The organism is Sphingobium sp. L-44, from assembly GCF_056859495.1.
In genome coordinates, this window is sequence record NZ_JBSXOQ010000060.1 from 1 (window position 1) to 13675 (window position 13675).

Sequence of the window (13675 nt, forward strand, 5' to 3'; positions counted from 1 at the left end):
GCTGCGTCCGGGATCGCTGATCTTCCCCAAACAGTGCGGCTCAATCTTCGCCCATTGGGCGTCGGTCAGTACAAAGCGATCCATCCGCAGTGTGAATCACATCTGCTGGTAAATGGGAATCCTAAATCCCCACAGGCCTTAAAGCGCCGGGCGCGCCAGCATCAGCCAGACGATCGCCAGAATCGCGCCAAAGGCGGGAAAGCCGAAGGCGAACCACCAGCGGAAAAGTCGATGATAGGCGGATGGTAGCGAATCACCGCCGGCGACGGCGGCTGCCGCCAGGTCGCGCATCCGCGCCTGCATCCACAGCACCGGCAGCCAGAAGGCGCCGATCAGCAGATAGAGCGCAACCGACAGCAGCAGCCAGGGCGTGTCGAGCGGCCAGCCGAGCCCGTGGGCCAGCGCCAGCCCGGTAATCGGCTGCACCACCACTGCGCTGGCGGTGAAGAGCATGTCGGCGATCACCACGATCCGTGCGACCGCCGCGATCACCCGCGCGTCGCCGGTGCGGTGTGCCATCAGCATGAAGAAGGCGATGCCCGCCCCGGTGCCGATCAGTACGCAGGCGCCCAGCACATGGGCCCAGCGCAGCGCCAGGATCAGGACATCGCTCATCGTTCCTCCAGCAGTATATGGGTGATCAGCGCGGCGATCATCACCACCAGTGCCTTGGCCAGCGGCGCCAGCGGATCGACCCACATGTCCGGCCGCACCCAGCTGCCCATGACCAGATAGGCGGCAGTCAGTCCAGCCATGCCCAGCACCGCGCGCTGCGCCCAACGCCGCACCAGGATTGCCGCGCCCAGCAGTAGGTCGGCGACGCTGCCGGCGATACTCAGCGCCATGGCGACTCCTGCGACCGGCGTCCCCTGCAATTCGCCGGCCACCGTGTCCAGCCGGGCGAGGCCGACCAGCCCCGACAGCAGGAACAGCAGCGACAGCGCCGCCACTAGGCACGGCATCAGCAGCATCAGCCGCGCCTGCGAGCGATCCTGCAGCCCCGATGGGTGGCGCGCCAATATCTGGTCCAGCGTCAGCAGCGGCCGGCCCAGCAGCGCCTCGCCGCCTTCCGGCGCGCCGGTCACGTCGCGCGCGATCATGGCCATGGCGGTGCTGCGCAGCGGCGATCGCCAGCCCAGATGGCCAAGCAGGTCGGCGACCGCGCTGACCGGCGTGGCGATCCGGCCGGGCAGGGCGATAAGCGGAACGGGCGCAATCCCCAGCCAGCGGCGATGGGCGACGATAATGGTGTCCAGCGTCGATGCCTCACGCTCGACCAGGTCGATGTCGATTGCGCGCGGCGCGTCGGGCGCCAGGCAGCAGACCACCGCCTGCGCCACATCGTCCAGCGCGACGCTCTGGATGCGGCTGTCGCCATGGACGCTGAACAGCCGCAGCGGCATCGCCGCCAGCGCCCGGATCAGCAACGTGCCGCCATAGGCATTGCGGCCGATCACCAGACCGGGGCGCAGGATCGCCCAGTGCAGCGCGGACGCGCGCAGATGATCGTCGGCCACCGCCTTGGTCGACAGGAAGGGGCTGGCGTCCTTTGCCGTGGCGCGGGGCGCGGAAATCTGGATGAAGCGGGCAATGCCCTGGGCGGCGCAGGCGTCGATCAGCGCGGCAATGCTCGCACCCTGGATCGCCTCCAGCCGTTCGCCGCCGCCGCTCTGCAACGCGCCGCTGGCATTGACCACGGCGTCGACGCCGTGGAGCGCGACCGTCCAGTCGGCCGGCCGGGTCATGTGGTTGAGGTCGGCGAAATGCCATGACAGGGCGGGGAAGAGGCGGCGGGCGGTCCGTTCGGACCGGCCCAGGCCGATGACCTCATGCCCCGCCGCGATCAGCGCGCGCGCAATCCCGCTGCCGATGAAGCCATAGGCCCCAACCAGCAGGATGCGCATGCGCGTCTTAGTCGAACAGGCTGGAAACGGAGCTTTCGTCCGCGATGCGCTTGATCGCCTCGCCCAGCAGCGGGGCGATCGGCAGGTGGCGGATGCGCTTGGCCTCGTTCACCGCGTCGGTGCCCTGGATCGAGTCGGTGATGACCAGTTCCAGCAGTTCCGACGCCTCGACGCGGGCGACCGCACCGCCCGACAGCACGCCATGGCTGACATAGGCGACGACTTCCTCGGCGCCCTGTGCCTTCAGCGCGGCGGCGGCGTTGCACAAAGTGCCGGCCGAATCGACGATATCGTCGATCAGGATGCAGAAACGCCCCTTCACGTCGCCGATGATGTTCATCACTTCCGACTCGCCAGCGCGCTCGCGGCGCTTGTCGACGATCGCCAGCGGCGCGTTGTCGAGGCGCTTGGCGAGCGCACGGGCGCGCACCACGCCGCCGACGTCGGGCGATACGACCATGATATTCTTGTCGCCAAAACGGGCCTGGATATCGGCCGACATCACCGGCGCACCGAACAGATTGTCTGTCGGGATGTCGAAGAAGCCCTGGATCTGGCCGGCGTGGAGATCGACCGACAGGACGCGGTCGGCGCCGGCGGTGGTGATCAGGTTGGCGACCAGCTTGGCGCTGATCGGCGTGCGCGGGCCGGGCTTACGGTCCTGGCGGGCATAGCCGAAATAGGGAACGACGGCGGTGATTCGCTTGGCCGACGCGCGCTTGAGCGCATCGATCATGATCAGCAATTCCATCAGATTGTCGTTGGTCGGATAGGCCGTCGACTGGATCACGAACACGTCTTCGCCGCGGACATTCTCATGAATTTCCACGAAAACTTCTTCGTCGGCAAAGCGGCGGACGCTGGCCTCGGTCAGGGGGATTTCGATATAGTCGGCGATGGCGGCCGCGAGCGGCTTGTTCGAATTGCCGGTCATGAGTTTCATGGCGAAAATCCCCAGGCTAATTGGCGTGACGAATTGATGACGATGCGCGAAACGCGGCCCCTTTAGCGGCGCATGTCCCATGTGGAAAGGCGCTTTTGCGCCCTGCGACAAAATGGCCCCCGCATTTTCAGAACACGCGCGAAGCGGGTGTTCGGTTCGAAAATGCGGCATCGGAAAACAGAGCATTTTCGCAAATAGGCAAAATGCTCTAGGGCGCGGTGCATGACCGACAAACTCGTGATCGCGCTCGCCCAGATGACCCAGACCATGGGCGACCCCCGGGCCAATGCCGACGCCATGCTGGAATGGCGCGCACGCGCCAAGGGCGCGGACCTGATCGTCTATCCCGAACTGCAACTGATCGGCTATCCGCCCGAGGATCTGGTGCTCAAGCCCGCGCTGCTCGACCAGGCCAATTATCATCTCGACCGGCTGGCGCAGGAAAGCGTCGATGGCGGCCCGGCGATGCTGGTCGGCACCGTCGTCGCCTCGCAGGGCGTGCTGTTCAATGTCGTCGCCCTGATCGAAAATGGCGCCGTCACCGCGATCCGCCAGAAGCGCGAACTGCCCAATTACGGCACGTTCGATGAAAAGCGCCTGTTCGCCCCCGGCCCGCTGCCCGAGCCGATCACGTTTCGCGGCGTGAAGATCGGCGTGCCGATCTGCGAGGATATCTGGTTCCCCTTCGTCACTGCCCATTTGCGGGCCGAGGGCGCGGAAATCCTCATCAGCCCCAATGGCAGCCCGTTCGAGGTCGACAAGGATGATCGCCGCCTGAACGTCGTCGCCGGCACCCGCGTGCGCGAAACCGGCCTGCCGCTCGTCTATCTGAACCGCGTCGGCGGCCAGGACGAACTGGTGTTCGACGGCGCCTCCTTCGTGATGAACGGCGACCTCTCCATCGCCCAGCAACTGCCCGACTGGGAGGAAAAGCTGGTGCTGACGACGTGGGAAAAATGGGACGGCCAGTGGGTCTGCCTGCCCGGCGAGCGTCATGAACTCGATCCGCGCCCGGCCGACATCTATAATGCGATGGTGTTGGGCCTGCGCGACTATGTGAACCGCAACCGCTTCCCCGGCGTCGTGCTGGGCCTGTCAGGCGGCATCGATTCCGCTTTGTCCGCCGCCGTCGCGGTCGATGCGCTGGGCGCCGACCGGGTCTGGTGCGTGATGATGCCCTCGCGCTTCACCAGCCAGGAAAGCCTGGATGACGCAGTCGAATGCGCCCGCCTGCTCGGCGTCCGCTACGACACCATCCCGATCGAACCGGCGGTTGCCGCCTTCGACACGATGCTGGCGCCGGTGTTCGAGGGCAAGGCGCGTGACCTCACCGAAGAGAATATCCAGTCGCGCATTCGCGGCCTGACCCTGATGGCGCTCTCCAACAAGTTCGGCCATATGCTGCTGACCACCGGCAACAAGAGCGAGATGTCGGTCGGCTATGCCACCATCTATGGCGACATGGCGGGCGGCTATTCGGTGTTGAAGGACGCGTACAAGACGACGGTGTTCGACCTCTGCCGCTGGCGCAACGACAATATGCCCTCGCTCGGCGAAGGCTTCGGCCCGGCCGGCCCGGTGATGCCCGAACGCGTCATCACCAAGCCGCCCAGTGCCGAACTGCGCGACAATCAGAAGGATGAGGACAGCCTGCCGCCCTATGAGGTGCTGGATCCGATCCTCTATGGCCTGGTCGAGGAGGAATTGTCGGTGGCCCAACTGGTCGAGCGCGGCTTTGACAAGGCGGTCGTCACCCGGATCGAGCATCTGCTCTACATCGCCGAATATAAGCGTCGCCAATCGCCGCCCGGCGTGAAGCTGGGCATCCGCAATTTCGGCCGCGACCGCCGCTACCCGATCACCAACGCCTTCCGCAGCGTATAAGTAACATCCGTTCGCCCTGAGCGAAGTCGAAGGGCAGGCTGAGCATGGCGAAGCCACTTCGTCCGCTCGGGGCGAACGGGTTTGGAAATAAAGATATGACCGTCATCACCCGCTTCGCCCCGTCGCCGACCGGCCATCTCCATGTCGGCAATATCCGCGCCGCGCTCCACAACTGGCTATGGGCGCGCAAATCCGGCGGCCAGTTCCTGCTGCGCCTCGACGACACCGATCTGGAGCGCTCGCGCCCCGAATATGCGGAATCGATCAAAGCCGACCTGCAGTGGCTCGGCCTCGACTGGGATGGCGAGGAAAAACAGTCGGAGCGCTTCGCCCTCTATGAGGCGCGGTTCGCGGCGCTCAAGACCTCGGGCCATGTCTACCCAGCTTATGAAACCCAACAGGAACTGGAACTGCGCCGCAAGGTGCTTCTCGGCCGCGGCCTGCCGCCGGTCTATGATCGCGCCGCCCTGGCGCTGACCCCGGACCAGATCGCCGCTTATGAAGCCGAAGGGCGCACGCCACACTGGCGCTTCAGGCTCGACCATGAGCAGCCGATCATCTGGACCGACCTCATTCGTGGCGAGCAGCGCTTCGACCCCAAATTGCTGTCCGACCCGGTGATCCGCCGCGCCGACGGCTCATGGCTCTACATGCTCCCCTCGGTGATCGACGATGTCGACATGGGCGTCACCCATGTGCTGCGCGGCGAGGATCATGTCTCCAACACCGCGACCCAGATCCAGATGTTCACCGCGCTCGGCGCGCCGCTCCCTGCCTTCGCGCACGAAGCGCTGCTGACCGGCAGCGAGGGCAAGCTGTCCAAGCGCCTCGGCTCGCTCGGCGTCGCCCATTTCCGCGAGATCGGGCTGGAGCCGGCCGCGATCGCCTCACTGCTCGCCCGCCTCGGCAGCTCGCAGCCGATCGAGCCCTTCGCCGACCGTGCGCCGCTGATCGAGACGTTCGACTTCGCCCATTTCGGCCGCGCTCCCGCCCGCTTCGACGAAGCCGAACTGGCCAGCCTCAACCAGAAGATCGTCCATCAACTGCCCTATGAGGCGGTCGCCGACCGCCTGCCCGCGGGCATGGACGCCGCCGCCTGGGCCGCGATCCGCCCCAATCTCGAGACGGTGGCGGGCGCCGCCGACTGGTGGCAGATCGTCACCGGCCCGATCGCGGCATCTGAAGCGGCGGAAGAGGACCGCGATTTCCTCGCCGCCGCCCATCGCATCCTGTCTGATGCCGCCTTCGACGCCGACATCTGGCGCACGCTGACCGGCGCGCTCAAGGAAGAAACCGGCCGCAAGGGCAAGACCCTGTTCCAACCCCTGCGCCGCGCGCTGACGGGGCTAGACCACGGCCCCGACATGGGCCAACTCCTGCCCCTGATCGGCCGGGAAGAGGCGTTGAAGAGGCTGGCAGTGGCCGATTGATCGGGTTAGGCTGGCCGGACCGGACCATTCTGGAGGCCAGCCTGATGCGTTATGCTCTCATCCTGTCGTCCGGCCTGCTGCTCATGGGAGCCGCAGCGCCGTCTGCTTCCTATAATATCTTTCCCGAACAGGCGGTGATGAATGCCGCGGCTGTCGCCCCCGATGGGGTGAAGGGGGTGTTCGAGCTGCCCGTCCGCGCCACTGGGCGCCAGGGCGGCTGGTTCTATCTTAATTCTCAGCAGGATTATCGCGATCCCCGCAACCTGACGATCGCCATTCCCGGCGCCATGGCCGATGCACTGGCACAGCGTTTCGGCGCGGAACTCGATCAATATCTGACGGGCAAGACCATCGCGGTGCGCGGCGAAGCGAAGCGGGTGAAAATTCATTTTCTGACGGATGGCCGGCCGACCGAAAAATATTATTATCAAACCCATGTGCGGCTGACCGATCCCAGCCTGCTGACGGTGGAGGGCGAACCAGTCCGTTACTGACCGTTCAGGCGGCCATCATCTCCAGCGCCTTGCCGACGGCCAGAATCCCCTCCGGTGCTGCGGCGAAGCCCATGTGCGTGCAGTCGACCTCGATCGCGCGGTCGCGCTCGCCGGCACGGCCTCTTGCGCATTCGGGCAGGATCACGCCGTCGCGCTGCGACCAGAGCGCCACGGTCGGCACCGGCGGCTTTTCCTCGCGGGTGCAGGGGAAGGGGGGCGTGTCGACCGGGAAGCCCGACACGAGCTGATAGAGGCGCCAGGCATGGTTGGCGCGCGGATCGCCGGAAAAGGGCGTACCCATCGTTATAACGCCGCCAACCTTGGACCGCGCGAGCTTGGCATATTCGCGCGCATAAAGGCCGCCCAGGCTCCAGCCGACCAAAGTCACCGGCTTGCCACTTGTCCGGCGGATCGCATCGACGCGGGCGTCGATCTTCTCCAGCGTATCGGCGCGTGGCCCGAAATTGCGCCCCATGTCCCAGCCATGCGCCTGATAGCCCGCCGCGTTGAGGATCGCGCGCAGCGGCTCCATCCGATGTTCCGACGCCATCAGGCCGGGCACCAGCAGGACGTGTCGCCCGTCGCCGCGAATCGCGCGGCTCAGTTGTTCGGCCTGGGCCCTGGTGCGGCTGATGTCGAACGGCACCGACGCATTGCCCAGCAGATGCGACAGCGACGGGCGCGCGGATGCGCGCGGACCGCTGGCAAGGCGGCCCTTCCAGAAGCTGGCAATGGCATCGGCATAGGGTGGCACGAGAGATGTTGTCCTGAACCGGGCGGAAAAGGTGACATTCTCGTGACAAACGCAGGGTGCGTCCATGGGTTTCATCGCAAGCGATGAACGGTATGTCTCAGGAAAAGCGGATCAGGGGGCGAGGGGAGACGTCTGGGCGACACTGGCGCCCTCGGTCGTGCGCAGCTGGCGCGGCTCCAATATCGCCGCCGTCTCGATCAGGTCGAGCGCCCGGCGCGCCTCCAGATAGCGGCGGGCATATTGCATCCAGCGATCGGCCGCAGCGCGATCGGGCATGCGCTCCACCTCGGCCAGCGCCGCGCCGACCCGGCTGGCGTCGATATAGCGCAGCGCCCGCTGCATCGCCATTTGCGGCCGCGGCGAGGGGGTGGAGGATTTGCGGATGATGATCAGTTCGCGCGCCTCATGCTCGAAACTGTCCCACCAGCTGGCATCGGCCGGCGGCGACGTGACGCGGTCGGCGACATCGACCAGGCCGGCGCGCAGGTCGGCCAGCGTCACCGGCTCGCGCGCGGCATTGATGATGGTGGCGACGGCGCGGGGCTGGGCCTGGCCGAAACGCAGCCGCAGCTGCCCCTCGACATAGCCGAGCGGGGCGCCGGTATCGAGTGCGCGGCGCGCGGCAAAGGCGACCAGCAGCCCTTCGGCGCGCGCGGCATTGCCCGACGCGGCCTGCGCCTCGACAGTGATGCGGTTGAGCCGCTCCTCCAGCTGGATCACGCGGGCGTCGAGCATCTGCGCGGCATCCGCCGTCAGCGGACGGCCCGACGGGATGGTATTGCTGCCCAGCAGTGGCGCGGGCAGGGCGGGCGTCGCCGCCTCATCCTTGCCCCAGCGCTGCTCGATCTGCGGCATTGCCCAGATGGTGACGCCGATGCCGATCAGAAACGCGAACAGCAGCAGCACGGGCGTCAGCCAGGATGTGCGTCGGCGCGCGGGCGGCGGCGTTTCCTGCTGAATTTCCACACTCTCCTGCTCGTTCATCAAGTCTCTCTCGTTTGCGACCGCGGTTTCATTCGCACAATCGACGGGCGAGGGCCAGTACCGCCGCATCATTGGGCGCATCGGCGGCCTGCGCGCTGCCCCATCCGCTGCCGCAGGCGGCAAGCGCCGCCGGGCTTATCGCCACGACGTCGCACGTCGCGCGTTGATTTTCGGCTAATATCTCCGCCAGCCGGGCGCCGGCCGCCGCAGAATGGACCAGCAGCACGCCGCCGCTCAGGTTCAGCGGATCGCAGGGCAGGGGCATCATCCGATAGACCGGGGCGCGCGTCACCCGCAGCGGCCCCGCGTCCATCGGCGCCGCCGTCTCGCCCGACAGATGCAACACGGCCCGGTGCCCGTCGGCCGCGATCCGCGCGGCGATCGCGCTGGCATCGCCATCCCCCGCGACCGGATCGGCAAATCCCGCCGCCCGCAGCGCCTCGGCCGTCGCTGCGCCCACGGCATAGGTCGGCAAGGCACGATAGGCCTGCAGCGCGACCCCGCCGAATCGCACCGTCTGCGCGCTCGTCACCAGCAGGGCGTCGAAATCCCCGGCGGGTGGCGGCGTCCAGGCCAGCGCCTCGGCCGCGAACAGCGGGCACAGCCGCACCGCCAGCCCCATGGCCATCGCCTTGTCCGCCGTCCTGCCGGCGCCGGGCGCGGGCCGCAGGATGATGAGCGGTCTCACCCCTCGAACAGGCTGCGCAGCGCTGGGCTTGCCCGCTCCAGCAGGCCCCGGCCGATCGCCTCGGCCGCGTCGAAATCGCCGCGCGCCAGCCGTGCCTCGTCCCGCACCGTCTCGTCCCCTTCCGGGCTGATGATCTCGGCGCGCAGGTGGATCTGTCCGCCCTCCAGCAGCGCCAGCGCGGCGATCGGCGAATGGCATGTGCCGCCCAGGCCCCGCAGCACCGCGCGCTCGGCCATCACGCAATCGAATGTGTCGCGATGGTTGATCGCCGCCAGCCAGCCCCGCATGGCGTCATTGTCGGCCAGCGTCTCGATGCCGACCGCCCCCTGCGACGGCGCCGGCAACATGGTGTCGACCTCGACCGTGGCGCCAATGTCCGCTTGGCCCAGCCGGTCGAGCCCGGCGGCGGCGAGCAAAGTCGCATGGGCCTCGCCGGCTTCCAGCTTGGCCAGTCGCGTTGCGACATTGCCGCGGAACAGGATGATCTGCGCATCGGGGCGCAGTCGCTTCACCTGCGCGGCGCGGCGCGGCGAACTGGTGCCGACGATCGGCTGCGGCGGCAGCGCGGCAAAATTTTCCGCGCCGACCAGCCGGTCGCGCACATCGGCGCGCGGCAGCATCGCGGCAATGCGGATCGCATCGGGTCGGATCGTCTCGACATCCTTCATGCTGTGGACGGCGCAGTCGATCTCGCCCTCCGCCAGCGCCCGGTCCAGTTCCTTGGTCCATAGCGCTTTTCCGCCGATTTCCGCCAGCGCCCGGTCCTGGATCCGGTCGCCGCTGGTCTGGACGATGACGGTGGTGATGGCGTCCTGATCCCAGCCATGGGCGTCGCGCAGCGCCTGCACGGTCATATGGGCCTGGGCCAGCGCAAGCGGCGATCCCCTGGTGCCAAGGCGCAACGGTCGTTCGGGTCTTTTCATAAGCGGCTTGCTCTAATGGCCACGGGCACTAGATGGAAGCGGCAATGACCATCATCCTCGGCCTGGAATCAAGCTGCGACGAAACCGCGGCGGCGCTGGTGACGGCCGACGGGCAGATATTGGCCCATCGTCTCGCCACGCAGGAAGACGCGCACCGTCCCTATGGCGGCGTCGTGCCCGAAATCGCGGCCCGCGCCCATGTCGAGGCTTTGGCCCCGCTGGTCGAGGCAGCACTGGCCGACGCAAAGATGACTTTGGCCGATGTCGATGTCATCGCCGCCACCGCCGGCCCCGGCCTGATCGGCGGCGTGATGGTCGGCCTTGTCACCGGCAAGGCGCTCGCCCATGCCAGCGGCAAGCCGCTGGTCGCGGTCAATCATCTGGAGGGGCATGCGCTCTCGCCGCGCCTCGCCGACCAGAATCTGCAATTCCCCTATCTGCTGCTGCTGGTGTCGGGCGGCCATTGCCAGCTGCTCAGGGTCGAGGGCGTCGGCCAGTATCGCCGCCTTGCCACCACGATCGACGATGCCGCGGGGGAAGCCTTCGACAAGACTGCCAAGCTGCTCGGCCTCGGCTTCCCCGGCGGCCCGGCGGTGGAAAAGGCGGCGGCGCAGGGCAATCCGCGCGCCGTGCCGCTGCCGCGCCCGCTGGTCGGCACCGACGAACCCCATTTCTCCTTCGCTGGCCTCAAGAGCGCGGTGATGCGCGCTGCCCAGTCGGGCCAATATGCGGTCGAGGATATCGCTGCCAGTTTCCAGCAGGCGGTGATCGACTGCCTGCTCGACCGCACTCGCCGTGCGCTCGCCGCGAGTGAAGGCGTGACCGCGCTGGTCGTCGCCGGCGGCGTCGCCGCCAACCAGTCGGTGCGCGGCGCGCTCACTGCGCTGGCCGGGGACCATGGCCTGCCCTTCGTCGCGCCGCCCTTGTGGCTCTGCACCGACAATGCGGCGATGATCGCCTGGGCCGGCGCGGAGCGCTATGCGGCCGGCATGACCGACGATCTGACCATCCCCGCCCGGCCGCGCTGGCCGCTCGATCCGACGGCGGAAAAGGCGCGTGGAGCAGGAGTGAAGGCATGAAGGCGGGAGTCATCGGAGCAGGCGCCTGGGGCACCGCGCTGGCGCAGTTGCTGGCCGCCGACGGGCAGGATGTGCGCCTCTGGGCGCTGGAAGCCGATGTGGTCGATGCGATCAACGGCGCCCATGAAAATCCGCTCTATCTGCCCGGCCTGCCGCTTTCGCCCTCGATCCGCGCGACCGGCGCGATGGCGGACCTGGCCGATCGCGACCTGATCCTGGTGGTCAGCCCGGCCCAGCATCTGCGCAGCGTCGTCGCGCAGGCGCCAGCCGGCGTGCCTTTGGTCCTCTGTTCCAAGGGGATAGAGGCGGGCACCGGCCTGTTGATGTCGGAAGTCGCGGCGCAGGCGCAGCCAAGCTCGCCGATCGCTGTCCTCTCCGGCCCGACCTTCGCCCATGAAGTGGCAAAGGGCCTGCCGACCGCCGTCACCTTCGCCTGCGCCGACCAGGCGCTGGCCGAAAAGCTGGCGGCGCGCATCGCCCGCCCGACTTTCCGCCCCTATCTGTCGGATGATGTCGTCGGCGCGGAAATCGGCGGCGCGGTCAAGAATGTGCTCGCCATCGCCTGCGGTGTGTCGGAAGGCGCCGGTCTCGGCCTCAATGCGCGCGCCTCGCTTATCAGCCGGGGCTTTGCCGAAATGACCCGTTTCGGCCTGGCACGCGGCGCCCGCGCCGAAACGCTGGGCGGCCTGTCCGGGCTGGGCGACCTCGTCCTCACCTGTTCCTCCACCAATTCGCGCAACTTCTCACTCGGCAAGGGGCTGGGCGAGGGGCAGGCCGCCGCCGACCTCCTCTCCAACCGTCGCACCGTGGCCGAAGGCGCGCATACCGCGCCGGTGCTGCGCGATGCAGCCCGCGCGGCCGGCGTCGAAATGCCGGTGGCGGAAGCCGTCTGTGCCCTGCTCGGCGACGCCGCACCATTGGCACAGGTCATCGACGCGCTGCTGGCGCGTCCGCTGCGGCCTGAATAAGCATCGCCGCGACACAATAGATCGCCTATAGACATGAGCATGACAATCGAGGGGGACCAGGGTCCTGTGACCGCGCAGGCGACCCCTGCCGAACAGAAGGATGATATCGCCGCCCTGGCCAAGGGCGGACGCACCAACGTCTTCGGCTTCCTGCTGCGCCTGGCTGCGCGCCTGCCTTTCCTGTTCATCGCCGGCCGCTGGTATGGCGCCGATGCGCTGGGGCGCTTCGCCTATGCCGTGCTGGTGGTGGAATTCGTCGCCCAGATCGCGACGCTGGGTCTCAAGCGCGGTCTTGCCGGCGCGCTCGCCCAGACCGAACGGCCGCACAGCCATGTCGTGACCGACGCGATGGTGGTGACGCTGATCGCGTCGCTGCTGGGGGCCGGCCTGTTGATCGCCTTCCCCCAGGCGATGTTCCCCAACAGCGGCATCAACGGACTCGACCGGCTGCTGGCGCTGATCGTCATCGCCGTTGCCACCTCCGACGTTGCGCTCGCCGCCTGCGCCTATCGCTTCGACATCGGCGCGACGGTCCGCGCGCGCTCGATCATTGAACCCTGGGCGATCAGCATCGGCGCCTTCGGTTTCGCTTATTATTCGCTGCGCGACGGCCTGATCCTCTCCTATGTCGTGTCGATGGTCGCGGCGATGATCGCCTCGATCATCCCGATGTGGCGCCATTATGGCCGGCCGCATGGCTGGCGTCCCGATGCCGGGCGGCTCTGGCGCCTTGCCCGTCGCAACCTGCCGCTCGCCGCGGCGGACGGTGTCGAATGGGGCTCGCGCCGGCTCGACATGGCGATCCTGGGCCTGTTCGTCAGCCCGGCGATCGTCGGCATCTATTATGTCGCGCAGCAGGTCGCCTCGCTGCCGCAGAAACTCAAGACCAGCTTCGACCCGATCCTGGGGCCGGTCATCACCCGCAACCTGGCCGAAGGCAATCTGGCGGCGATCGCGCGCCAGGTCAGCCAGGTCGGCTTCTGGATCATCGCCGCGCAGGCCGGCATCGCCCTTGCGCTCGGCATTCCGGGTGAGGCCGTCATGGGCCTTGTCGGTCCGCATTTCGTCGGCGGCACCGGCGCGCTGGCCTTCCTGTTGCTGGCCGAAGTGGTGGCCGCAACCGCCGTGGTCAGCGAATCCGCGCTGGTCTATATTGCCCGCCACCGCAACCTGATGATCTCGCTCAGCATGATCGCGTTGCAGGCGGCGCTCAGCTTCGGCCTGATCCTGCTCGGCAAGCGATTCGGCCTCACGCCGCAGGAACTGGCCGCCGCGCCGGCTCTGGGCCTGTGCATCGCGCTCGGCGCTGGCGCCTTCGTCAAGGCGCGGCTGCTCTCCAGCCTGCTCCACGCCCGCGTCAATGCCTGGCGCTGGCCCCTGCTCAGCGCCTCGGGCGTCGCCTGCATCGTTGGCGCGGCCTTTGTCGCCCTGCCGGCGCGCTTCGAATGGGTCGAGCTGGCGGTCGGCGTCTGGGCGATCCTGGGCGCCTATGGCTTCGTCATCTGGCGCTGGGGCTTCGGACCTGACGACCGCGCCCTGTTCCGCAAGCAGAAGGCCCCGGCCTGATCCACCCCATAAAAAAGCCCGCCTCTCGACCGGAGAGGCGGGCTTTTTTGTCAGTGTC

At 67.7% G+C, this 13675-nt stretch carries 13 protein-coding genes; 6 read left to right on the forward strand and 7 right to left on the reverse strand.

From position 1 onward, the window contains the following. Positions 1-138 precede the first annotated feature (138 nt). The 3 genes from AC13EK_RS05890 to AC13EK_RS05900 are packed head-to-tail and all read right to left on the reverse strand — an operon-like array spanning position 139 to position 2847. Entirely contained in the window at positions 139-615 is a 477-nt protein-coding gene (locus AC13EK_RS05890) for a DUF2269 family protein (protein WP_048938148.1), read from the reverse strand. Then, on the reverse strand, positions 612-1904 hold the full coding sequence (locus tag AC13EK_RS05895) for an SDR family oxidoreductase (protein WP_069336402.1): 1293 nt from the start codon (positions 1902-1904) through the stop codon (positions 612-614). Before AC13EK_RS05895 ends, AC13EK_RS05890 begins: the two co-directional genes overlap by 4 nt. Before the next feature lie 7 nt (positions 1905-1911). Next, entirely contained in the window at positions 1912-2847 is a 936-nt protein-coding gene (locus AC13EK_RS05900; RefSeq protein ID WP_026109493.1) for a ribose-phosphate pyrophosphokinase, read from the reverse strand. Between the two features lie 222 nt (positions 2848-3069). Here AC13EK_RS05900 and AC13EK_RS05905 point away from each other — a divergent pair, with 222 nt between their 5' ends. From AC13EK_RS05905 to AC13EK_RS05915, 3 genes are all read left to right on the forward strand, one after another. Then, positions 3070-4731 carry an NAD+ synthase gene (locus AC13EK_RS05905; protein ID WP_069336401.1) on the forward strand — a complete coding sequence of 554 codons (1662 nt, stop codon included), beginning with the start codon at positions 3070-3072 and terminating at the stop codon, positions 4729-4731. A 95-nt stretch (positions 4732-4826) separates the two neighbouring features. Further along, the gene (gene gltX, locus AC13EK_RS05910; protein ID WP_069336400.1) at positions 4827-6161 is read left to right on the forward strand and encodes a glutamate--tRNA ligase; all 1335 of its coding nucleotides are present in this window, start codon (positions 4827-4829) and stop codon (positions 6159-6161) included. A gap of 44 nt (positions 6162-6205) precedes the next feature. Beyond that, the gene (locus AC13EK_RS05915) at positions 6206-6655 is read left to right on the forward strand and encodes a hypothetical protein (protein WP_069336405.1); all 450 of its coding nucleotides are present in this window, start codon (positions 6206-6208) and stop codon (positions 6653-6655) included. Between the two features lie 4 nt (positions 6656-6659). On the opposite strand, the gene AC13EK_RS05920 is transcribed toward AC13EK_RS05915, so the two are convergent. The 4 genes from AC13EK_RS05920 to hemC form a co-directional block, all read right to left on the reverse strand. Next, positions 6660-7409, reverse strand: coding sequence for an esterase/lipase family protein (locus tag AC13EK_RS05920; RefSeq protein WP_483022086.1), 750 nt, complete (start codon positions 7407-7409; stop codon positions 6660-6662). A gap of 111 nt (positions 7410-7520) precedes the next feature. After that, positions 7521-8393 carry a hypothetical protein gene (locus AC13EK_RS05925; protein WP_069336398.1) on the reverse strand — a complete coding sequence of 291 codons (873 nt, stop codon included), beginning with the start codon at positions 8391-8393 and terminating at the stop codon, positions 7521-7523. 28 nt (positions 8394-8421) lie between these two features. Further along, on the reverse strand, positions 8422-9081 hold the full coding sequence (locus AC13EK_RS05930; RefSeq protein WP_069336397.1) for a uroporphyrinogen-III synthase: 660 nt from the start codon (positions 9079-9081) through the stop codon (positions 8422-8424). Beyond that, positions 9078-10004, reverse strand: coding sequence for a hydroxymethylbilane synthase (gene hemC, locus AC13EK_RS05935; RefSeq protein ID WP_069336396.1), 927 nt, complete (start codon positions 10002-10004; stop codon positions 9078-9080). The genes AC13EK_RS05930 and hemC overlap by 4 nt, the downstream gene beginning before the upstream one ends. A gap of 44 nt (positions 10005-10048) precedes the next feature. Between hemC and tsaD the strand changes: the two genes are divergently transcribed. Genes tsaD through AC13EK_RS05950 form a run of 3 tightly spaced genes read left to right on the forward strand, consistent with a single transcriptional unit; the run spans position 10049 to position 13617 of the window. Further along, positions 10049-11083, forward strand: coding sequence for a tRNA (adenosine(37)-N6)-threonylcarbamoyltransferase complex transferase subunit TsaD (tsaD, locus tag AC13EK_RS05940; protein WP_026109496.1), 1035 nt, complete (start codon positions 10049-10051; stop codon positions 11081-11083). Continuing rightward, positions 11080-12051, forward strand: a complete 972-nt coding sequence (locus AC13EK_RS05945; RefSeq protein WP_069336395.1) for an NAD(P)H-dependent glycerol-3-phosphate dehydrogenase — start codon at positions 11080-11082, stop codon at positions 12049-12051. Before tsaD ends, AC13EK_RS05945 begins: the two co-directional genes overlap by 4 nt. Before the next feature lie 33 nt (positions 12052-12084). Beyond that, positions 12085-13617: a lipopolysaccharide biosynthesis protein gene (locus tag AC13EK_RS05950; protein WP_017502654.1), complete on the forward strand. Its 1533-nt coding sequence runs from the start codon at positions 12085-12087 to the stop codon at positions 13615-13617. The last annotated feature ends 58 nt before the right edge of the window (positions 13618-13675 follow it).